The 22,667-nt window shown below is 63.9% G+C and carries 18 protein-coding genes; 13 read left to right on the top strand and 5 right to left on the bottom strand.

Annotated features, from left to right (window positions below; translation table 11 throughout):
- From AC2FL1_RS21000 to AC2FL1_RS20990, 3 genes are all read right to left on the bottom strand, one after another.
- A partial coding sequence (locus AC2FL1_RS21000) for a GcvT family protein (protein ID WP_496878209.1) occupies positions 1-2,127 on the bottom strand: 2,127 nt, incomplete at its 3' end.
- Positions 2,128-2,319: 192 nt separating this feature from the next.
- Positions 2,320-2,949: a glutathione S-transferase gene (locus tag AC2FL1_RS20995; RefSeq protein WP_496878208.1), complete on the bottom strand. Its 630-nt coding sequence runs from the start codon at positions 2,947-2,949 to the stop codon at positions 2,320-2,322.
- Between the two features lie 99 nt (positions 2,950-3,048).
- A complete protein-coding gene (locus AC2FL1_RS20990; RefSeq protein ID WP_496878207.1) occupies positions 3,049-3,552 on the bottom strand; it encodes a class I SAM-dependent methyltransferase in 504 nt (167 codons plus the stop codon).
- A 241-nt stretch (positions 3,553-3,793) separates the two neighbouring features.
- On the opposite strand from AC2FL1_RS20990, the gene AC2FL1_RS20985 reads away from it, so the two are divergent.
- From AC2FL1_RS20985 to AC2FL1_RS20970, 4 genes are read left to right on the top strand one after another with little or no spacing between them, the layout of a single operon-like run.
- A complete protein-coding gene (locus AC2FL1_RS20985; RefSeq protein ID WP_496878206.1) occupies positions 3,794-5,566 on the top strand; it encodes an ABC transporter ATP-binding protein in 1,773 nt (590 codons plus the stop codon).
- A complete protein-coding gene (locus AC2FL1_RS20980) occupies positions 5,559-7,475 on the top strand; it encodes an ABC transporter substrate-binding protein (RefSeq protein ID WP_496878205.1) in 1,917 nt (638 codons plus the stop codon). Before AC2FL1_RS20985 ends, AC2FL1_RS20980 begins: the two co-directional genes overlap by 8 nt.
- A gap of 12 nt (positions 7,476-7,487) precedes the next feature.
- Positions 7,488-8,516, top strand: coding sequence for an ABC transporter permease (locus tag AC2FL1_RS20975; RefSeq protein ID WP_234221694.1), 1,029 nt, complete (start codon positions 7,488-7,490; stop codon positions 8,514-8,516).
- Positions 8,513-9,664, top strand: coding sequence for an ABC transporter permease (locus AC2FL1_RS20970; RefSeq protein WP_496829534.1), 1,152 nt, complete (start codon positions 8,513-8,515; stop codon positions 9,662-9,664). The genes AC2FL1_RS20975 and AC2FL1_RS20970 overlap by 4 nt, the downstream gene beginning before the upstream one ends.
- A gap of 90 nt (positions 9,665-9,754) precedes the next feature.
- Here AC2FL1_RS20970 and AC2FL1_RS20965 read toward each other — a convergent pair whose 3' ends face one another.
- Entirely contained in the window at positions 9,755-12,097 is a 2,343-nt protein-coding gene (locus AC2FL1_RS20965) for a mechanosensitive ion channel domain-containing protein (protein WP_496829536.1), read from the bottom strand.
- A gap of 237 nt (positions 12,098-12,334) precedes the next feature.
- Between AC2FL1_RS20965 and AC2FL1_RS20960 the strand changes: the two genes are divergently transcribed.
- From AC2FL1_RS20960 to AC2FL1_RS20925, 8 genes are read left to right on the top strand one after another with little or no spacing between them, the layout of a single operon-like run.
- Entirely contained in the window at positions 12,335-13,609 is a 1,275-nt protein-coding gene (locus AC2FL1_RS20960) for a nucleotide sugar dehydrogenase (protein WP_496878204.1), read from the top strand.
- Between the two features lie 9 nt (positions 13,610-13,618).
- Complete coding sequence (locus tag AC2FL1_RS20955; protein WP_496829540.1) at positions 13,619-14,833, top strand: glycosyltransferase family protein; 1,215 nt, start codon at positions 13,619-13,621, stop codon at positions 14,831-14,833.
- Complete coding sequence (locus tag AC2FL1_RS20950) at positions 14,830-16,074, top strand: glycosyltransferase family 4 protein (RefSeq protein ID WP_496878203.1); 1,245 nt, start codon at positions 14,830-14,832, stop codon at positions 16,072-16,074. Before AC2FL1_RS20955 ends, AC2FL1_RS20950 begins: the two co-directional genes overlap by 4 nt.
- A gap of 2 nt (positions 16,075-16,076) precedes the next feature.
- Positions 16,077-17,156: a glycosyltransferase family 4 protein gene (locus AC2FL1_RS20945; RefSeq protein WP_496878202.1), complete on the top strand. Its 1,080-nt coding sequence runs from the start codon at positions 16,077-16,079 to the stop codon at positions 17,154-17,156.
- Positions 17,153-17,737, top strand: a complete 585-nt coding sequence (locus AC2FL1_RS20940; RefSeq protein ID WP_496829546.1) for a histidine phosphatase family protein — start codon at positions 17,153-17,155, stop codon at positions 17,735-17,737. Before AC2FL1_RS20945 ends, AC2FL1_RS20940 begins: the two co-directional genes overlap by 4 nt.
- The gene (locus AC2FL1_RS20935; RefSeq protein WP_496878201.1) at positions 17,734-18,873 is read left to right on the top strand and encodes a glycosyltransferase family protein; all 1,140 of its coding nucleotides are present in this window, start codon (positions 17,734-17,736) and stop codon (positions 18,871-18,873) included. Before AC2FL1_RS20940 ends, AC2FL1_RS20935 begins: the two co-directional genes overlap by 4 nt.
- A complete protein-coding gene (locus AC2FL1_RS20930; RefSeq protein WP_496878200.1) occupies positions 18,870-19,634 on the top strand; it encodes a polysaccharide deacetylase family protein in 765 nt (254 codons plus the stop codon). Before AC2FL1_RS20935 ends, AC2FL1_RS20930 begins: the two co-directional genes overlap by 4 nt.
- Positions 19,631-20,107 (top strand): class I SAM-dependent methyltransferase, encoded by a 477-nt coding sequence (locus AC2FL1_RS20925; protein WP_496878199.1) that lies wholly within the window; start codon positions 19,631-19,633, stop codon positions 20,105-20,107. Before AC2FL1_RS20930 ends, AC2FL1_RS20925 begins: the two co-directional genes overlap by 4 nt.
- A 7-nt stretch (positions 20,108-20,114) precedes the next feature.
- Here the strand turns inward: AC2FL1_RS20925 and AC2FL1_RS20920 are convergent, their stop codons facing one another.
- Positions 20,115-20,378, bottom strand: coding sequence for a hypothetical protein (locus AC2FL1_RS20920; protein ID WP_496829553.1), 264 nt, complete (start codon positions 20,376-20,378; stop codon positions 20,115-20,117).
- A gap of 546 nt (positions 20,379-20,924) precedes the next feature.
- On the opposite strand from AC2FL1_RS20920, the gene AC2FL1_RS20915 reads away from it, so the two are divergent.
- On the top strand, positions 20,925-22,667 hold a 1,743-nt coding region (locus AC2FL1_RS20915), incomplete at its 3' end, for a calcium-binding protein (protein ID WP_496878198.1).

Raw genomic sequence — 22,667 nt, 5'->3', positions numbered from 1 at the left:
GTTGCCATCGCGTTCGGCCAGCGCCGCCTCCTTTCCGACGAAGTCCTTGGACCAGTCGATCCAGCGATCCATCCCGGTCATGCCAGGGGTATACCCTTGGGTGAATTCGCGCGACCAGATGCCAAAGCTCTTTTCCAGACGGGTCGACAGGAGCGCATTGAAACCGACCTCGCGGATACCTTCACTGGCACCCGCCTCGAGCAACATCCGGCGAAGGGTCACGTGATCGCCCATCCGGCAGTTGATCTCATACCCCTTTTCGCCGGTCACCGACATACGCGCAACATGGGCGCGCACCAATCCGATATCGAAGTTGCCGCACCCCATTAAGCCCAGGCCCGAGATATCCTGTTCGGCCAGTTTCTCGATCACGGCCTGCGATTTCGGCCCGGCCAGGCCAAAGCCGCAAACCTCTTCACCCAGATCGCGAATCGTGACCCCGTCGATCATGTGATCGTCGAACCAGCGCATATGCCATTGCCGCAGATAATAGCTGCCCATGATCCACCAGGTACCGTCGCCCCAGTTCAGCACTGTCAGATCGCCCTTGAGCCGCCCGGTCTCACCCAGCATCGGCGCCAGCCGGGCCCGCCCCGGCGCAGGCAGTTTCGAGGCCATCAGCCGATCAAGCCAGACCTGCGCATTCGGGCCCGAGACCTCGTAACGAGAGAAACCGGTGATATCGAGCAGGCCGACACCTTCGCGGATCGCACGGCATTCTTCGGCCACGATGTCATGCGCGTTCGAGCGTTTGAGTGTCGGGGTTTCCTCGAACCCCCGGGGCGCAAAGTAAAGCGGCACCTCGAGGTCCCAGCTGACACCCCATTTGCAGCCCGCTTGTGTCATCGCATCATGGGCGGGTGCCATTTTCAACGGACGTCCGGCGGGCAGCTGCTCGTTCGGATAGGTCATCACGAAACGGCGCGAATAGAACTGACCTGTCGTTTCGCGGATGTAGCGCTTGTTCTGGGCAAAGTCGCCATAGCGCGCCACGTCCATGCACCAGGCATCGGCCTCGGGCTCGCCATGGATCATCCATTCGGCCAGTGTCTTGCCGACGCCGCCGCCCTGGAGAAAGCCCGCCATAACCGCACAAGCGGTCCAGTATCCGCGCTTGCCCGGCACCGGCCCCACCAGCGGGTTGCCATCGGGCGAGAACGTGAAGGCCCCGTTGACCCAGGTCTTGACGCCGACCTCCTGCAAGGCGGGATAGCGTTCGAACCCGCAAACCAGTTCGTGCTCGATCCGGTCGGTCTGTTCCTGAAACAGCTCCATCCCGTAATCCCAGGGCGCCCCATCCATCGCCCAGTGTTCGTGGTCGATCTCATAAATCCCCAGCAGCACGCCCTTTTGATCCTGCCGCAGATAGGTGAACCCTTCGAGGTCGACGGTCATCGGCACCTCGAAATCCAGCTTTTCCAGCGCCGGAATGGTGTCTGAAATCAGATAATGATGCTTGAGCGGGCTGACCGGCAGCTCGACCCCGGCCATGCGGCCCACCTGTTTGGCCCAAAGACCGGCGGCATTGACCACATGTTCGCAGCGGATGGTGCCCTTGTCGGTGACCACCTCCCAGCCCTCGGCGGTCTGGTTGAGCGCCTCGACCCTGGTATGTTCGAAATACTGCGCCCCCCGCTTGCGGGCGGCGACCGCATAGGCATGAACCGTGCCGGTGGTGTCGACATAACCTTCGCGATCGGCCCACATGCCGCCCAGCAATCCGTCGGGCGACATGATCGGGTTCAGAGCACAGGCTTCCTCGGGGGTGACAAGGCGGCAATCCTCGATCCCGATCGACTGGAACACGCGATAGGCCGATTGCAGCCATTCCCAGCGGTCGGGTGTACCCGCCATGGTCAGGCCACCGGTCATGTGCAGGCCGATATTCTGGCCGCTTTCGGCCTCGATCTGGCTGAGCAGGTCGATCGTATAGGCCTGAAGCGCGGCCATGTTGGGATCGGCATTCAAGGCATGGATGCCGCCCGCGGCATGCCAGCTTGATCCCGCAGTCAGGACGCTACGCTCGATCAGGCAGACATCGGTCCAGCCAAGCTTCGCCAGGTGATAGAGAACCGAGGCGCCGACAACACCGCCCCCGATGACGACAACACGGTAATGGGAATTCATGCCACCCTCCCTTGCTCCTGAACACAGGCTAGTGCGACCGTGGAAACCTGTCTAGACATTTCTGTACAGTACTGATTAAGCGAAATTCTCAGAGGCCGGAATGTTCCCGGAACCGTTCGGCGGGCACTGTTTTCCGCGACGGAAAACGGCCCGGAAAACATATGTTTTCCGGCTCCTGCCAAACGGAAGTTCTCAGATCTGAGCGCTGGGGCGGGCCTTGATTGCTTCGTACCAGGCCTGGGTTGCGCTGTTGCCCTCGGGCACGCGCATCTTGATCACCCGGGCAAAGTCCACGAACACGAATGTCGAGATATCGGCCAGCGTGAAATGATCACAGGCCACGAACGGACTCGTGCTCAACCGCTCCTCGAGCAGGTCAAAGAACTGCGCAACCCGCGCAACCCCGCGCTGCGCCAGTTCGGGGATCTGGGCATGGTTGGCGGGGCCCGGAATGGCACGGTCCTTGAATGCCGGATGCCCGTTGCGCAGCGCCTCGGCGACAGGCGCGCCGCCCTGCTGTTCGGCGATGGCGTTCCACATCATCACCAGACCCTTTTCATCGGCCGTGCGCCCCATCAGCGGCGGTTCCGGAAAGCGCGCCTCAAGATAGGCCGCGATGCCCAGATTCTCTGTCAAAGCCGTGCCCTCGTCGGTCACCAGCACCGGGATCGTGGCGCGCGGGTTCACCGCCCGAAAAGCCGGTTGCAACTGTTCGCCCGCCGCGATCGAGATATCGCGGCTTTCGATCTCCAGCCCCTTCTCGGCGATGAACATGCGGGCGCGGCGCGGATTGGGCGCGGTGGAACAGTCGTAAAATAGCATGACGGGATCCTCTGGTGCAGCGTGCACCAAGCTTAGGCATCAACCGCGCCGCGCGCCTAGCCGTTCGCGGGCGTGACCCTGCGGCACATCACCCGGACGTCATCCGCGCCGATAGATGAAACACCGCCCCTCAACCGCACCGGAGGGCAGCGGCAGCTCTGCGAGACCGTCGAAATACATCCGGTCGCTCGACACCATCAGCCCGCCTTGCGCCAGATGCGGTTCGATCAGAGGCGAGATTATGCGGGCGAAGCGGTCGTTCTTTTCCCGGTTGTGCCCCCCCAGATCGGCATGGATCAGGCTGGCCGTGGCGCCGAACCGCGCCAGCGTGGCGGGCAGGGTCTCGCGGATATCCCCCAGAATCAGCTGGGCCTGAGGCGGAGTCGAATCCGGATGTGAGGCGACAGCGCGTTCGAACACGTAGATCTCGCGCCCCCGCACATGCTGTCGCAGGTGGTGATAGGTGCGGCCGTTGCCCAATCCCAGTTCATAGACCGGGCCGGGCAATTCGGCGGTCAATGCGATGGCATGGTCGAGACAGGCCCGTTGCGACACCATCCGGTCGATGAAAAGGTCAAGGCGGCTCTGCTCTGGTTGGCTCATGTTCTGAAATTCCCTTGTCCGCGCGGCGCCGCTTAGGGTTCCGCTTTTGCTCCTCATGCCAAATTCCGTCCCGCTTTGACAGCCATCAGACCGGCAATATCTCGATTTCCCGGCCATCTTTGCGAAATTGAGGTTTGACGAACCGGCGCCCGGCGCGCGAAAGTGCAGGCAAAACAATAAAGACCGTTGGGGGTATTGATAGCATCATGTCGTTTTCTGGCCAGTCGGGTGGGACACCTGAATGACCCCTTTGTTGTCTGTCGAAAACCTCAGCATCGGCTTTGGTCGCGACGAACCCGTGGTGCGGGACGTCAGTTTCGAGGTGATGCCCGGGCAGACTTTGGCGCTGGTGGGTGAATCCGGCTCGGGCAAGACGATCACCTGCCGGGCCGCGCTGCGCATCCTGCCCAAGGCGGCGCAAATCCGCTCCGGCCAGATCACCCTGAACGGCGAGGGCGGGCCGCTCGCCCTGAACCAGCTCAGCGAGCGGCAGATGCGGTCGATCCGCGGCAACCGCATCTCGATGATCTTTCAGGAGCCGATGCGCTCGCTTTCACCGCTGCACCGGATCGGCAACCAGGTCAGCGAGGTGCTGTGGCTGCATCGCGGCGCCAGCGAGCGGCAGGCACGCAAGACGGTGCTGGAACAGTTCGAGAGGGTGGGGTTTCCCGATCCCGAACGCGCCTACAACTCCTATCCGTTCGAATTGTCGGGTGGCATGCGGCAGCGGGCAATGATCGCCATGGCGATGGTGGCGAAACCCGACCTGCTGATCGCGGACGAACCGACCACCGCACTGGATGTGACCACCCAAGCGCAGGTTCTTGGGCTTATCAAGGAGTTGCAGCGCGAAATCGGCATGGCGCTGATCCTGGTGACCCATGATCTGGGCGTGGTGGCCAACATGGCCGAACAGGTGGTGGTGATGCATAAGGGCCGGGTGATGGAAAGCGGCTCTGCCTCCGCCATGCTCAAGGACCCGGCACATCCCTATACACGGCAACTGTTCGATGCCGCGCCCGAGATTCCGGATGTTCAAGCCGTCGGCCTGCCGATGCCGCAGGACGATCTGATCCTAGAGATGAAGGATGTGTCCAAGACCTATACCATGCGCTCTGGCCGGGGTTGGCAGGCCGACAAGCTGATTCATGCCTGTCGGGGCGTCGACTTCCGCTTGGCCCGCGGCAAGACGCTGGCGATCGTGGGCGAAAGCGGCTCGGGCAAGACCACCGCGGCGCGCATCGCGCTGGGCGCCGAGCCGCCCGATCCCGGCGGCGAAGTTCTGTTCCGCGCCAGCCCAGAAGCCGTGCCGCTGACGGTGCATGACATGAGCCGTGCCCAGCGTACCGTGTTCCAGCGTCAGGCGCAGATGGTGTTCCAGGACCCCTACAGCTCGCTCAGCCCGCGCATGCGCATCCAGGACGCAATGACCGAACCGCTGGAGATTCACCGGATCGGCACCCGTGCCGAGCAGCGCGACAAGGCCGCCGAAGCGCTGGAACGGGTGGGGCTGAACGCCGACATGCTCAAACGCTATCCGCATGCCTTTTCCGGCGGTCAGCGCCAGCGCCTGTCGGTGGCGCGCGCCCTGATGCTCGACCCGGCGATGATCGTCTGCGACGAGCCGACCTCGGCGCTGGACGTGTCGGTACAGGACCAGATCCTGACCCTGCTGGAAGAGTTGCAGGAGGGGCTGGGACTCTCTTACCTCTTCATCAGCCACGATCTGGCGGTCGTGGCGCGGATCGCCGACGAGGTGGCGGTGATGCGTCAGGGGCTGGTGGTCGAACAGGCCCCGCCCGAGACATTGTTCCACAATCCCCAACACCCCTATACCAAGGCGCTGATCGCCGCCCAGCCGGAACCCGATATCGACCGGCCGATCAATCTGAAGCTTGTGGCCCTGGGCGCCGGTGCGCCCGACAGTTGGGCCGAGGCCTTTCGTTTCACCGACTCCGTGATACCCTCGCTGGTGGAAATGGAGCCAGGACACAAGGTACGCTGCCATGTTTGAATTGCCCCGACGCACTTTTGCGCTTGCCCTGACCATGGTTCTGGCCGGAGCATTACCGTTGCGCGCTGAAACCGTGCCGACATTACAGGAATCGATCTTTTGGGGGGCCGAGGTGAAATCCGGCGACCTGCCACCCATCGACCAACGCATTCCAGAGGAACCGCTGATCGTCGATCTCGAGGCCAAGGGCCGCGAATTCGGCGCTCCGGGCGGGGTGATGCGCACCATGATCACCCGGTCCAAGGATATTCGCCAGATGGTCGTCTATGGCTATGCCCGTCTGGTCGGCTATGACGAGAAATACGATCTGGTCCCCGATCTGCTGAAATCCTATGAGGCCGAAGAGGACCGCCGCTTTACCCTGCATCTGCGCAAGGGGCACAAATGGTCGGACGGTGCGCCCTTTACCTCGGCCGATTTCGAGTACTGGTGGAAGGATGTGGCCAACAATCCGCTGCTCAGCCCGGCAGGCCCTCCCGATTTCCTGTTGATCGAAGGCCAGCCGCCCCGGGTCAGCTTTCCCGATGCCACGACCGTGGTGTTTGAATGGGACAAGCCCAACCCCAATTTCCTTCAATCGCTGGCGCAGGCGCGCCCGCCCTTCATCTATCGCCCTGCGCATTTCCTGAAACAGTTCCATCAGGATTATGCCGATGCTGCGTCGCTGGCCGCTGCGGTCGACGAAAACCGGGTCAAGAGCTGGGCCGCGCTGCATAACAAGCTGGACAACATGTACCAGTTCGACAATGCCCAGCTGCCGACCTTGCAGCCGTGGATCAATGCCAGCGAAGGCAAGAAGATCCGCCACAACTTCGTGCGCAACCCCTATTTCCACCGGATCGACGCGCGCGGGGTGCAATTGCCCTATATCGATATCGTCGAGATGGAAATCGTGGCGCCCGGCCTTGTTGCGGCAAAATCAAACGCGGGCGAAGTGGATCTTCAAGGCCGCGGGCTCGACTTTCGTGACGCTTCGATCCTAAAGAAGGGCGAGGCCGATGGCGGTTACAAGACCTATCTGTGGCAGACCGGCGTCGCCTCGCAGATCGCGATCTATCCCAACCTCAATCACAATGACGACGGCTGGCGGGCGGTGCTGCGCGATGCCCGTTTGCGCAGGGCGCTGTCGCTGGCAATCGACCGCGACGCGATCAACCGGGCGCTTTATTTCAAGCTGGCCAAACCCGGCGCCATGGCGGTGCTACCGGCCTCTCCCTTCTTCAAGCAGGAGCACCGCGACGCCTGGGCGGCCTATGACGTGGCGCAGGCCAACGCGCTGCTGGACGAGATCGGGCTGGACAAGCGCGACGGCTCAGGCATCCGCCTGCTGCCCGATGGCCGCCCGATGGAACTGGTGATCGAAACGGCGGGCGAGCGGCAGGAGGTCGAGAACGCGCTTCAGATCGTCACCGATACCTGGCGCGAGATCGGGGTCAAGCTGGTCATGCGCCCGCTGGATCGCGACATCCTGCGCAACCGGGTCTTTGCGGGCACCACCATGGCCTCGGTCTGGTTCGGCTGGGACAATGGCCTGCCCCAGGCCTATACCTCGCCGGCCTATCTGGCGCCCACCGATCAGGTGTTCCTGGCCTGGCCGAAATGGGGGCAGCATTATCAGACCGCCGGTCAGGTAGGTGAGGCGCCCGACCTGCCCGAAGCGCAGCGGTTGATGGAGCTGCTGCACGATTGGGAGAGCGCCAGCAACGATCAGGACCGCGCCGCCGCCTGGAGCGAGATGCTGGCGATCCATGCCGACCAGATCTATGGCATCGGCCTTCTCGCCGAGGCGCCGCAGCCCATCGTGGTGTCGGCCCGGATGCGCAACGTGCCGAAAAAGGGCATGTGGGCCTGGGACCCGGGGGCGCATTTCGGTGTGCACCGGATGGACGAATTCTTTATTCAAGATTGACGGATCGGCGGAATGGCAATCCTGCGCTACGCATTTTACCGGTTCGGAACCATGCTGATGACCCTGCTTGTGGTCTCGGTGCTGGTCTTTGCCATCATCAACCTGCCGCCGGGCGATTACCTATCCAACCAGATCGCCGAACTCAAGGCCTCGGGCCAGTCCGCTGGCGTGGCCAAGGCCGAGTTCCTGCGCAAGGAATACGCGCTCGACCGGCCTGTCTGGGAACAATACATGATCTGGATGGGCTTCATGCCCGGCCCGCACGGGTTTTCCGGCCTGATCCAGGGCAATTTCGGCTGGTCGTTTGAATTTGACCGGCCGGTCTCGGAGATTGTTGGCGACAGCCTGTGGCTGACCGTGCTGGTGAACATGGCGGCCATCGTCTTCGTCTATGCCACCGCCCTGCCGCTGGGAGTGATCGCGGCGGCCAAGGCGCGGACCTGGGCTGATTATACCTCGGCCTTTGTCGGTTATCTGGGACTGGCGACGCCGAACTTTCTGCTGGCGCTGATCCTGTATTATTACGGGCGCAAATATCTGGATATCCCCATCGGCGGTCTCATGGACCCGGCCTTTGAAGGGCAACCGATGAGCTGGGCCAAGATCCAGTCAGTTCTGGTCCATCTGATCGTGCCCACCATCGTGATCGGCACTGCCGGCGCCTCGGCGATGATGCAGCGCCTGCGCGCCAACATGCTGGACGAACTGGGCAAGCCCTATGTGGAAACCGCCATCGCCAAGGGCATGGCGCCCAGCCGGATGCTGGCCAAATACCCGTTGCGCGTGGCCTTCAACCCGTTTGTGGCCGATATCGGCAACCTCCTGCCCTCGATGGTGTCGGGCTCGGTTTTGGTCTCGGTGGTGATGGGGCTGCAAACCATCGGCCCGACCCTGCTGACCGCGCTCAAGAGTCAGGACATGTTCCTGTCGGGCTTTGTTCTGATGTTCGTGGCGTTGCTGACGCTGATCGGGACGATGATTTCCGATATCCTGCTGGTCATGCTCGACCCGCGCATTCGATACGAGGGGCGCGACGCATGACCCAACTTCCCGACGGACGCTATGTCGACGACGCCCCCTATGATCCGCAGCAGTCGATCCAACAGCTGGAACGGCGCGATCTGGACGCGCCCAACTGGCTGTTGGTCTGGCGCAAGTTCCGCACCCACAAGCTGGGTCTGATCTCGGGTATTTTCCTGCTGTTGAGCTACCTGCTGTTGCCCTTCATGGGGTTCATCGCGCCCTATTCCCCCAACTACCGCAACGCAGATCACCTTTATGCTCCGCCACAGGCCGTGCACTGGGTGCATGAGGGCGAGTTCCTTGGGCCGTTCATCTATCCGATCACCGCCGAGGCGGATTTGGAAACCTTTCAATGGACCTTTGTCCCCGATACCGAGAACCCGCAGCGGATCCGGTTCTTTTGCGAGGGCGACAGTTACAAACTGGCCGGGCTGATCGAGAGCGACACCCACCTGTTCTGTGCGCCCGAGGGGGCGACGCTGTTCCTATGGGGATCCGACCGGCTTGGCCGCGACGTGTTCAGCCGTATCCTCTATGGCGCGCAGCTGTCGCTCACCGTGGGCCTGATCGGCATCTCGGTGTCCTTTGTTCTGGGTATCTTCTTTGGCTCTCTGGCGGGCTATCTGGGCGGCAAGACGGACTGGGTGATCAACCGGGTGATCGAGATCCTGCGATCGCTTCCCGAACTGCCGCTATGGCTGGCATTGTCGGCGGCGGTGCCCTCGAACTGGTCGCCGGTGGCGGTGTTCTTCATCATCTCGGTGATCCTGGGGATCCTCGACTGGCCGGGGCTGGCGCGCTCGGTCCGGGCCAAGTTCCTGTCGCTGCGCGAAGAGGAATATGTGCGCGCCGCCGAGATGATGGGCGCCGGCAAGGGACGCGTCATCCGCAAGCATCTGCTGCCCAACTTCATGTCGCACCTGATCGCCAGCGCCACGCTGTCGATTCCGGCGATGATCCTGGGCGAGACCGCGCTCAGCTTCCTGGGGCTTGGCCTGCGGGCGCCCGCGGTCAGCTGGGGGGTGATGCTGAACGACGCGCAGAACCTTGCCAGCATCGAGCTTTATCCCTGGACCGCGATCCCGATGCTACCAATCGTAGTGGTGGTGCTGGCGTTCAACTTCCTGGGCGACGGCCTGCGCGACAGTCTCGACCCCTATAGCTGAACGACAGATACGCGAAACCAGAGATTTTTCGTCGAAAAATCTCCGAACCGACAGACCAAGATTTTTCGACGAAAAATCTTGGTCTCTCCCTCACCGGTCGTCATCCATCATGTCGTCCAGTACATCCTCGTCGATGGCCGCCTGGACCGCACCTGTCACCGCTTCACGTTGCTGCGGTGTCATGTTGGCGGCGTCCTGGCCGTCGGCCAGGCGCACGGTTACCTCGCGATGGGCGAACTTGATGCCTTCGCGGGCAAAAAGCTCACGTATGTCCTGATAGACCCGCTTGCGCACCAGCCATTGATCCCCCGGCTTGGTCATGAACTTGACCCGGATGATCATCGCCGAATCCTGCATCTCGATCACCCCCTGGCTTTTCAGCGGCTGGATGAAATTGTCCCCGATCACCGGATCGCTGAGCAGCTCCTGCCCGAGGTTCTTGATCAGCTTGCGTACCTTTTCCACATCGGTGTCATAGGTCACCCGCAGCGGCAGTTTCATGATCACCCAGTCGCGCGAAAAGTTGGTCAGAACCTTGATCTCGCCAAAGGGGATCGTGTGCAGCGCACCCAGATGGTGGCGCAGCTGGAATGAGCGCACCGAGATCTTCTCCACCGTGCCTTTCACATCGCCGATGTCGATATACTCTCCCTTGCGAAACGCATCATCGAGCAGGAAAAACGCCCCCGAAAAGATATCCCGCACCAGCGTTTGCGAGCCGAAGCCCACCGCCAGGCCGACGACACCGGCACCGGCAAAGAGCGGGCTGACATTAATCCCCACCTCCATCAGCGCGATAAGCACGATCGAGACGACTACAACGGCCAGGATGGCGCCCCGAAACAACGGCAGCAGCGTGGCCAGGCGACTGGCGCTGGTACCGCCGCCCTCGTCGCCCAGCTCTCCCTCGGGCACATCCACCGTCTCTTCGGCAATCTTGCTGTCGATCCAGATCCGGAAGAAGTGAAAGACGATGTAACCAAGGAAGATGATCACCATAACGTCCAAAGCCCGGTCGAGCGGCAGCTCGCCGGTCCAGTCCATCCCCGGATTCCAGATAAGAACCAGCGCATAGGTACCCACCACAAAGGCCAGAATGCCAGCGACACGGCGGGCCAGGTCCTCGTAGGTCGCGATGTGGAGCCGCTGCGCGCCCGCTCCTGCCATCGGGTGATTTTCCGCCGCTTCAGCCTCGGCCAGGGCCGCGTTCAGTTCCTTTACCTGCCGGGTGCGATCGAAGTAGCGCTCGAGCAGGTAATTCATCGCTCCATAGGCGACCACGACCGACATGAAGATGCCATAGGTACCGGCCATGAGCGGGATATGAAGCGGCCTCTCCAAGACCAGATCAAAGGCCAGCTGGAGCCAGCCGAAAACCATGTAGAACACGACCACAGGCGCCCAGGCGACCGAAACCAGCCGGAGCAACCACGAAACCTCTTCCTTGGTCCGCCCGCCACGAATGGCGTTCGAGATCGCGCGCCCGTTGAACAAAACCATCAGCACGTTGCCAAGGGCGCCGATCCCGGTCAGCACGCCATAGACCATGGCGTAGACGTTGTAGTTCAGGCCGAAATCCGCAACCCAGGTCGAAAACAGCTCGCTTGAGATATCGTAGGTCGCCAGCACCGAGGCCCAGAGATACAGCCGCTTGGCGTCGCGGTCGGAAAAGGGCGGCAGCCGGTACTGGCTGAGATAGGGTGACAGTACCATACGCCACAGATCCGAGGCAGTCCGGGCAAGGAAGAAGGCGGTAAAGATGGCGGTGACGGTGAACTGGATCGACAGATCCTGCATCCGGCCAAAGACCAGAAAGCCGATGATGAAGGCAAAGACCATGGCGACCACAGTCGCGGTCAACCCCATCACGAAGCGAAACACCAGGAACGGCATCTTTTCCCGATAGCCGCGCGGCGCTTCGCGGATGCGTGACACCACATATCGGCGGGCTATACGCTTGCCGTAAATCTCGATCGACAGCCATCGACCGATCAGCAACAGCACAAGGTTGATGGCCAGCACCTCGGCATAGGTCGCAATCCGCCCGTCGGGGCTGGTCTGGCGCAGGATGTACTGCACCTCGAAGATGGAATAGGGCAGCGCTTCGAGCCGCGAGCGCAACGCGCCGACGAAATCGGCCACCTTTTCCTGCGCCTTCATCAGCTGCGACGACTCGCCCATCGGATCGACGGGCGCGGTTCCCTCCGCCGCCGGGTCGGTGCCGGTTGCGGCGACCCGGCCGGCGCTGTCGATCACGATGACCGAGGCCCCCGCCTCGGACGCGGCGCGAATGGCCTCGGCAAGGTCCCCGCTTGCGGCCTCCTCCGAGCTACCGCCGACCCCGGGATAGAGCGATACCTGCGCCGCCAAAGGGGACGACAGGCAGAGGATCAGGCCGAGACAGGCGAAGAAAAGGCGAAAGACTGCGATCATCAAAAAACCTGTGCGGGTGTTACGCTTCGGGGCAGCGTATCGAAGCAGCGGTGTGCATTCAAATGGCAAGTGTGGTCCGCCGCGAGGAGACTGCCCCGGCGGCACCGCAGAATCGTGTTTCCAAGGCGGCGGGATTTGACTAGTACGGTGCTGCCTGCGGGCCAGGATACCGGATGGCGGCAAAGGGTTGTTCTGCCCGGTCGCACGACGAAACACGCAAGATCGGGAACGCAAGCCATGTCGCGCCAAACGGATCAGGACCGGATCGCCGTGCTTGGGCTGGGCTATGTCGGCCTGCCGCTGGGTCTGGCGCGGGCCGGGTTCCAGACGCTGGGCTTTGACACCGACGCCGGGCATATCAGCGCGCTGGGCCGTGGCCACGACCGCAACGGCGAGGTTTCGGAACGCTCGTTGCGCGAGACGCGGGCGCGGTTTTCCTGCGATCCGGCCGATCTGGCAGCCTGTACCGTCTACATCATCGGTGTGCCCACCCCGATCAACGACGCCAAGACCCCCGACCTGGAACCGCTCAAGGGTGCCTGCCGGATGATCGCGCCGCATCTGGCACCGGGTGACATGGTGATTGTCGAAAGCACCGTCTACCCCGGCGTGACCGAAGAGATCTGCGGCCCGGTTCTGGTCGAGGGCAGCGGGCTGGAACTCTATTCCCAGATCAAGCTGGCCTATTCGCCCGAGCGAGTGAACCCCGGCGATGCTGAACATTCGATGGAGAATGTGGTCAAGATCGTTTCGACCCAGGATGCCGAGACGCTGGACCGCGTCGCCGCCATCTATGCCCCGGTGGTCAAGGCCGGCGTGCACAGGGCCAGCTCGATCCGCACCGCCGAGGCCGCCAAGGTGATCGAAAATACCCAGCGCGACCTGAACATCGCCCTGGTCAACGAATTCTCGCTGATCTTCTCGCGGCTGGGCCTCGACACGCTCGAAGTGCTGGAGGCCGCCGGGACCAAATGGAACTTCCTGCCATTCAAGCCGGGGCTGGTGGGCGGTCACTGTATCGGGGTCGACCCCTATTACCTGACCTACCGGGCCGAGCAGAGCGGCTATCACCCCGAGGTGATCCTTGCGGGACGGCGTATCAACGACAACATGGGCCGCCATGTGGCGCAGCAGCTGATCAAGGCATTGATCGCCCGCCGCATCGACCCGGGCCGGGCGCGGGTGCTGGTGATGGGCTTTACCTTCAAGGAGAACTGCGCCGACATCCGCAACACGCGGGTGGCCGACATCCTGTCGGAACTGGCTGAGTTTTCTGTTGCGACCGAGGTCTACGATCCTTGGGTTGACCCCGAGGCGATGACCCGTGAATATGGTGTCACTCCGGTTTCGGAACCGCAGACAGGTGTCTATGACGCGATTGTTGTTGCGGTGGCGCATCGGCAGTTTGTCGAGTTGGGGGCTGCGTCCATTCGGACCTTTGGCCTGCCGGGTGCAGTCCTCTATGATATCAAGGGCATTTTCTCCAAATCCGACGCGGATCTAAGGCTATAGACGGCAGCGATGCAGGGCGAGAGCAGGACAGTCGAAACCAGCCGCGCAGCGCGGGTGATGCTGTACAGCCACGATACGTTCGGGCTGGGACATCTTCGGCGCAGCCGCGCGCTGGCAGCGGCAATCACTCAGGCTGATCCATCAGCCTCGGCGCTGATCCTGACCGGGTCTCCGGTGGCGGGGCGTTTCACCTTTCCGCGCCGGGTCGACCACGTACGCCTGCCCGGCGTGACCAAACGCGCCGACGGCTCTTATGCCTCGCAGACGATGGGGATGGGCATCGACGAGGTGACCGACCTGCGCAGCGGCCTGATCCGCGGCGCGGCCGAGCGCTATGACCCCGATATCCTGATCGTCGACAAGGAACCGACCGGTTTTCGCGGCGAGTTGCTGCCGACGCTCGACTGTCTGCAACGGCGCGGGCGTGCCCGGCTGGTGCTGGGCCTGCGCGACGTGCTGGACGAGCCCGAGGTGCTGGCCGCCGAATGGGCGCGCAAGGGTGCGGTGGCGGCGACCGAACGCTTCTATGACGAGATCTGGGTCTATGGGCTGCGCTCGGTCTATGACCCGACGGCGGGCCTGCCCCTCAGCCCCGAAGCGCAGGCGCGCATGCACTGGACCGGCTATCTGCGCCGCGATCTGGGGCCGGTGGGCACCCCGCCGCAACAACCCTATGTGCTGATCACCCCCGGTGGCGGTGGCGATGGAGAGGCGATGGTCAACCTGGTCCTGTCCGCCTATGAGCAGGACCCGACCCTGTCGCCACGCGCGGTGCTGGTCTATGGCCCCTTCCTGTCGGGCGACACCCGCGCCGAGTTCGAACGGCGCGTGGCGGCGCTGAACGGGCGGGTGACCGCGGTCGGGTTCGAAAGCGAGATCGAGACACTCTTTGCCGGCGCCGCCGGCGTGGTCTGCATGGGCGGCTACAACACGTTCTGCGAGGTACTGTCATTTGACCAGCGCGCGGTGATCGTGCCCCGTACCGTACCGCGGCTGGAACAGTGGATCCGCGCCAGCCGCGCCGAAGAGCTGGGCTTGGTACGGATGCTGGAGGAGAGCCGCGACGGGCTGACGCCCGAGACCATGATCCAGGCCATTCGCAACCTGCCCAACCAGCCGCTGCCCAGCCAGGCCATCGGCGAGGGTCTGCTGGACGGACTCGACCATGTCACCCGCCGGGTCCGCGCGCTGCTGAGCAAGACCAGCCACCAGGCGGCGGAATGACCTCAGACAAACCGAAACTGGCCGTCGTGGTCAAGGGCTGGCCGCGCCTGTCCGAAACCTTCATCGCGCAGGAACTGGTGGCGCTGGAGGAGGCGGGCCACGATTTCGACATCTGGTCGCTGCGTCATCCGACCGATGTGAAACGCCACCCCCTGCACGAACGGTTGCGCGCGCGGGTGCGTTATCTGCCGGAATATCTGTGGCAGGAACCGGAACGGGTCTGGCGCGCGCGCGCTGCGGCGCAGGCCCTGCCCGGCTACGCCGAGGCCTATCGGGTCTGGCGCGCCGATCTGGCCCGCGACCGCACAAAGAACCGCATCCGCCGGTTCGGACAGGCCTGCGTGATGGCCGCCGAACTGCCCGCCTCGACCCGGGGGCTTTACGCGCATTTCCTGCATACCCCCGCCTCGGTCGCGCGCTATGCCGCGATCATGCGCGGTCTGCCGTGGAGCTTTTCGGCCCATGCCAAGGATATCTGGACCTCGCCCGACTGGGAAAAGGCCGAAAAGCTGAGCGCCGCCAGCCATGGCGCGGCATTTGGTGCGACCTGCACGGCTGTGGGCGCCGCGCATCTGCGCGGCTTGGCCGATGATCCGGGGCGTGTCGATCTGGTCTATCACGGGCTTGATCTGGCCCGCTTTCCCGACCCGCCCGCGCACAGCCCGCGCGCGGTGAGTGCCCCGCTGGCGATGCTGTCGGTGGGGCGGCTGGTGGAGAAGAAGGGCTTTGACCGGCTGATCGCCGCCTTTGGCCTCTTGCCGCCCGATCTGGACTGGCACTGGACCCATATCGGCGGCGGCGGCGACCGCGCCGCCCTGACCGCGCAGGCAGAGGCGCTCGGGGTCGCAGAGCGGATCACCTGGCGCGGTGCCTGCGATCAGCCCGAGGTAATCGCAGCCATGCGCGCCGCCGACCTTTTTGTCCTGCCCAGCCGGATCGCCGCCGATGGCGACCGCGACGGCCTGCCCAATGTGCTGATGGAGGCGGCCTCGCAATCGCTGCCGATCCTGTCGACCCCGGTTTCGGCGATCCCGGAATTCATCACCGACGGGACCCATGGCACCCTGTCGGACGATGCGCCCGAGGCGCTGGCAAGCGCCATGGCCACACTGGCCGCCGACCCTGTACACGCTGCCCGCATGGCCGCAGCCGCGCGCGGGCGCCTGCTGTCGGAATTCACCATGGCTCCCGGCATCGCCCATCTGTCCAACCGGCTGACCGCCCTCTGCGCCGGGGGTTGAAAATGGCCCGCATCGCCTTTTACGCGCCGATGAAATCGCCCGACAGCCCGGTGCCCTCGGGCGACCGCGAACTGGCGCGCAGCCTGCGGGCGATGATCGCCGGGCGCGGCCTGCCGGTTGATCTGGTCTCGGAGTTCAAGAGCCTCGACAAGCAGGGCGATGCCGGGGCGCAGACCCGGTTGCGCGCGGGCGCGACGGACGAGGTTCAGCGGCTGATCCGTGACCTGCCCGGCGATAGCGCCCTGTGGGTGACCTATCACAACTATTACAAGGCGCCCGACCTGATCGGCCCGGCAGTCTGTGCCGCTCGCGCCATGCCCTATGTGCAGATCGAAAGCACCCGCGCCACCAGCCGCCTGACCGGCCCATGGGCCGGGTTTGCGCAGGCGGCGCATGATGCCTGCGATGCGGCGCGCGTGATCTTCTACCTCACTGCCAATGACCTGATCACGCTGGAGCGGGAACGGTTCGGCAATCAAGCGCTGGTCGAACTTCCACCCTTTCTGCCCGACGATACCCTGCCGCCACGCGCGGCATGCGACGGCCCGATGCTGAGCGCCGGTATGATGCGGCCCGGCGACAAGCTTGCCTCGTACCGGCTGATCGCGGAAACGCTGGCGCATCTGGGCGGCGACTGGCAGCTCGATATCGCGGGCGATGGCCCCGCCCGGGCCGAGGTCGCGGCGCTGATGGCGCCCTTTGGCGCGCGAGTGCGGTTTCTGGGCCAGCTTGATCGGGCCGGATTGCAGGCCGCCTATGGCCGATCCTCGCTGTTCTTCTGGCCCGGCGTGAACGAGGCTTTTGGCATGGTCTATCTAGAGGCACAGGCCGCCGGCCTTCCGGTGGTGGCGCAGGACAGGCCCGGCGTGCGCGACGTGCTGCTGCCCGGCCCCGCCTATCCCGCACCCGAGGCAGGACCCGAAGCGCTGGCCGAAATGATCGACTGCCTGCGCGCCGATCCCGACATGCGCCAGCGGATCGGCAGCGAAGCCCGTGACCGTATCTCCGCCCGGCACCTGCCTGCCGCTGCGGCGGCGGTGTTCTGGGGCGCGGTGACACCGCTGATGGAGACCGCCCGATGAGACGCCTTGCCCTTCTGCGCCATGGTCACACCGACTGGAACCGCGCCGGCCGCATCCAGGGCCGCAGCGACATCCCGCTGGATGAAACCGCGCGGCACGACCTGGGCGCGCTGGCCCTGCCCACGCCCTGGGATCGCGCGACGCTCTGGTCCAGCCCGCTCTCGCGGGCGGTGGAAACCGCCGAGCTGGTGGCCGGGCGCGCGCCCCGCACCGTGCCTTCGCTGACCGAGATGAACTGGGGCAATTGGGAGGGGCAGCGCGGACAAGACCTGCTGGATACCCCCGGCAGCGGCTATCGGCATATCGAGGACTGGGGCTGGGATTTCCGCCCGCCCGCGGGGGAAAGCCCGGCCGAGCTGTGGGCCCGGATCGAACCCTGGCTGGCCGGGCTGACCGGCGACAGCGTCGCGGTCTGCCATATCGGCATCATGCGGGTCATTCTGGCCCGCGCCCATGGCTGGAATTTCGACGGCATCCCGCCCTTCAAGGTCAAGCGCAACCGGCTCTTTGTCGTCTCGCTCGACCCGTTGGCGCCGCTGGGCGAGCCGGTGCGCCTGATCCCGCGCGAGGCGCTGGCATGAAGGTGATGATCGTCGTTACCCATCTGTTGGGCACCGGCCATCTGAGCCGGGCGCTGACACTGGGCCGCGCCTTTGCCGCCACCGGGCATCAGGTGCGGCTGGTCTCGGGCGGGATGCCCGCCCCACAGCTCGACCCGGCGGGGCTGGAACTCGTGCAACTGCCCGCGCTCCGCTCGGACGGGGTGGATTTCGCCCGCCTTCTGACCGAGACAGGGGCCGAGGCTGACGCAGGCTTTCACACCACGCGGCAGGCGGCGCTGCTGGAGGCACTCACCGCCTTTTCCCCCGATGTACTGATCACCGAGCTTTACCCCTTTGGCCGCCGCAGCTTAGGGGAAGAGTTCCGCGCACTGCTGGCCGCCACGCGGGCGCTGCCGCATCCGCCGCTGGTGTTGAGTTCGATCCGCGACATCCTTGCCCCGCCCGCGAAACCGGCCAAGGCCGAAGCAACCGATTGGGTGATCGCCGAGGCCTATGACGCGGTGCTGGTCCATTCCGACCCTACAGTCACGCGGCTTGACACAAGCTGGCCGGTCAGCGCCACGCTGGCAGGCAAACTGCGCTACACCGGCTATGTGGCGCCGCCCCCCACCGAACCGCACCCGAATCGCATAGGGGCGGGAGAGATCCTTGTCAGCGCTGGTGGAGGCGCCGTCGGCGGACCGCTGTTCCGGGTCGCGCTGGAGGCCGCGCGCCGGATGCCCGACCAACGCTGGCGGCTGCTGGTGGGGGGCACGCAGGCTGGCGCCGAGGTGGCCGCATTGCAAGCGCAGGCGGGCGATGCCCCGGTCACGGTGGAACCCGCGCGCCCCGATTTTCGCGCCATGCTGAGCCATGCCGCCGCCTCGGTCAGCATGTGCGGCTACAACACCGCGCTGGACCTGCTGCAAGCTGGCACCCCCGCCGTGCTGATCCCCTTTGACGCGGGCAAGGAGGTCGAACAGGGCCTGCGCGCCCGCGCCCTGGCCGCCCTGCCCGGCTTTGCCACGGTGACCAGCGCCGAGCTGACCCCCGAAACCCTGATCCGGGCCTTGCAACAGGTGATGCGCGACCCGCGCCGCGACACGACCACCTTGCGCTTTGACGGCGCGGCAGAGACGGTGCGCATGGTCGAGATGATGGAGGCGGCGCGATGACCCCGGACTGGACCCCGCTCGATGCCGAACTGGCGCAATGGGCGGCCGAGGGGCTTACCCTGCCGCTCTGGTGGCGCGACGATGACGCGGTGAGCACGACCCCACAGCTGAACCGGCTGACCGCGCTGGCCGAGGACCTGGACCTGCCCGTGCATCTGGCGGTGATCCCCGCCGGGGCCGAAACCGCGCTGGCCGACCACGTCGCCGCGCATCCGCATCTGGTCCCGGTCGTGCATGGCTGGGCACACCAGAACCACGCCCCCACAACCGAAAAGAAGGCCGAGTTTCGCGCCCACCGCCCAGTCCCCGAGATCCTGGCCGAGGCCAGGCAAGGCAAGGCGCGGTTGCAGGCGCTGTTCGGCGACGCGTTGCGGCCGATGTTCGTGCCGCCCTGGAACCGGATCGCGCCCGAGGTCACCGCCGGCCTGCCCGCGCAGGGCTTTCGCGCGCTGTCCACCGCAACCCCGCGCCGCAGCCCGATGGCTGCGCCGGGGCTGGCGCAGGTCAACACCCATCTCGACCCGATCGACTGGCGCGGCAGCCGCGGCCTGGTGGCGCCGCAGCCCCTGATCGCCCAGACCGCCACGCTGCTGGCGGATCGGCGCGAGGGTCGCGCCGATGCCACCGAGCCCTTTGGCATCCTGACCCACCATCTGGTGCATGACGACGAAATCTGGCAGTTCTCCGGGGCGCTGTTGGCGCGGCTGTTGGCCGGCCCGTGCCAACCCTGGACCATGCCCGCCGAGGAGACCGACCGATGAGCCGACTGGATTCGATGCTGCGCCGCCTGACCGCTCAGCGAGACGGGCTGAACTGGGCCGCCCAGCAGATTGCCGACATGCCCGGTGAGGTGCTCGATATGGGTCTGGGCAACGGGCGCACCTATGACCACCTGCGCGAGATCCTGCCCGACCGGCGCATCCGGGTGATGGACCGGGTGCTGCAATGCCACCCCTCGTGCACCCCGCCCAAAGCGGATTTCCTGATGGGCGAGGCGGAACCTATGCTGGAACGTCTCGCGACCGAGGGCGCCCCGATCGTTCTGGCCCATTACGATTTCGGCATGGGGATCAAGGCCGATGACGTGGCCGAAGCCGCACGCCTCAGCCCGCTGATCGCCCGCGTCATGGTACCCGGTGGCCTGATCATCTCGGGTCAGCCGCTGGTCGGGTTCACAGCCATCGCCGCCCCCGACAGCATCCCGCCCGAACGCTACCTGTTCTACCGCGCCTGAACCGACCTCAAACCACCCCCATCGCCATGACCACCAGCAACAGGGCCGCCGGCACCAGCGACAATCCCAGCGCCCAGTTGAGCGCCCGGTTCGAAATCGCCAGGATCAGCGCCGGCATCGCAAAGATTGCCGTGGTGCCCATGCCAATGGTCAAAAATCCCAACGCCATCCCGCGCCCCGCCGCATCCAGCGAGGCATTGACGGTTGATATCCAAGCCCCGCCATAGAGCAGGGCATAGGCAAGGCAGATGGCAAACACGGCACGGCGCATGCATCGATGTTAGGCCGGTTCGCCGGACTTGTCGAACAGGTCGGAAAGGGAGAGGCTCCGGGCCAATGGAACGAAGGCGACAACATCCAGGAACCCATGTTCCAGACCTATTGATTCCAGGCTGTTGGCATAAGTCAGGTGGGGCACGCAAACCTGAACGAAAAGCAGAGTATCTCGCCGGCCAATAACCTGTACAATCGTTGGAAGCATTGGCGCGACAAGAGGATAAAGGCCCGCTTTCCGGACCGAAACCCGTGCAAGAATACAGTCGATTAAGGCATTCCACGTTACAATCGGCGTTACCGCATTAAGGTCGTCTTCGGTCGGCTCAAAAACGGGAAACGCGGCGCAATCAGATACAACCTTCGCCCCGATCCCTTGTTCTCAGCCACCGCCCTTGTCGGGACGATCTTGTTCTAGTGGTGAAAATCGACAATCTCGGAGCCTGAACATCCGCTTCGCCGGCCATTATCCACCATGTGAAGGCGCGCAACCCTGCCCCAAGGGGGGGGCGCCACTTAAGTATTTGATTTTCTAGGAATTACCATGGTGGACCGGGTGACTGCCACAGAAACAGGGACCATCGAGTTGCTGTCAGGCAGTCGGACATTCACGCTAAATGTCACCGACATCGCGCAGGAGATCATCGACGCCAGCGCTGCTACAGATGATCTTTTGATGATCGCTGATGGCGCGCAAGACATGTCCCTTGTTGAGGGAATCGGCAATGACCGCCTTGTCTCGGACACAGGCAATGACTTCCTGAGCGGCGGAGGCGGCAACGATACACTTCGGCCCGGCGGCGGGCGCGATAGTCTGTTCGGCGGTACCGGGGTGGACAGGTTTGTCATCAGTTTCGGACAGGACACGGGACAGGAAACTTATGATGGTGGCACCGGTCACGACACCCTCCTATTGGCGGGTGGTAGCGGGAATGTTGTGCATGACCTACGCACGCATATCATAAGAGAAATTGAAGAAATCGAATTCGGGTCCCTTCCCGATGGGACTAGCCGAACGGTAATCGTAACGGCAGCGCAGATTCAGGGATTTGGGCCCAGCGGGTGGATTGACGGAATCGGCGGCGATACCAGCACAGAGCATTTGGTCATTCACATCGAGGGTCAGAGCACACTGACCCTTCCCAGCTATGTTAGCTATGAAGGTTGGAACCAAACCGGTGATTTGACAGAGATCATCGCCGGGTCCAGCAATTCGACGATCATAGGGTCTGTGTTCAGAGATCATATCCGAGGTGGTTCCGGAAATGATGTTCTTTTCGGGGGCAACGGCGCGGACCTCATCCGAGGCGACGCAGGTAATGATACTCTGCGCGGTGACGGTGGAAATGACACGCTGCTTGGCGGTGCGGGTTCGGATGATCTGTACGGTGGAGCGGGAGCGGATGCGGCTAGCTACGCCTTTGCTATGGCGGCGGTCAGTCTTGATCTAAGGTCTGGCGGCATGACCGGTGATGCGGCAGGTGACACCTTTGACTCCATTGAGAATATCAAAGGCTCAAATTTCGACGATTATGTCTATGGTGACATTGGTGCAAACCTGATCGATGGCGGGGCGGGCAACGATCGCCTGCGCGGCCACAACGGCCACGATACCCTGATCGGGGGCGCGGGTGCTGATGATCTGAATGGCGGATCAGGGATTGATACCGCCAGCTATGTGACATCCCTCGGCAGGGTTAATCTCGACCTGCGTTCGCGCGGGACCTACGAAGACGCGGCAAACGACACCTTCACCTCCATCGAGAACGTCGTCGGGTCTAACTACGATGATTACATCTATGGAGACAGCGGCGGCAACCTGCTGGATGGTGGCGCCGACAATGACACGCTCGAAGGCGGCGGAGGCGACGACACGCTGATCGGCGGTCTGGGCGACGACTCGATGACGGGGGGCGATGGCAACGACACCGCAATCCTGAACGTGTCACAGCAATTCGTGTCGGGCCAGAACGTGACCGGAGGTGTTCAGCTGACTTCGAGCCAGGGGGTCGATTTCCTGGGATCGGATATCGAATTCGTCGAGTTCAATGACGGTACCCTGACTCTGACTCAGGCGGCGGCGCTGGCCGGAACCATCCCCAGTACCATCAATGGCACCGCCGCTGGCGAGTCGGTGGATGGCACAACGGCGACCGAGATCATCAACGGTCTGGACGGCGCTGACTGGATCTCTCCCGGTGGCGGTTCGGATACGGTCGATGGTGGTCCGGGCAATGACATGTTGAGCTTCTTCAACCTGCCCGACACTCCGGGCCGGACCAACATG

Source organism: Ruegeria sp. YKSF070 (assembly GCF_059612725.1).
This window is presented reverse-complemented; position numbering and strand designations above follow the sequence as displayed.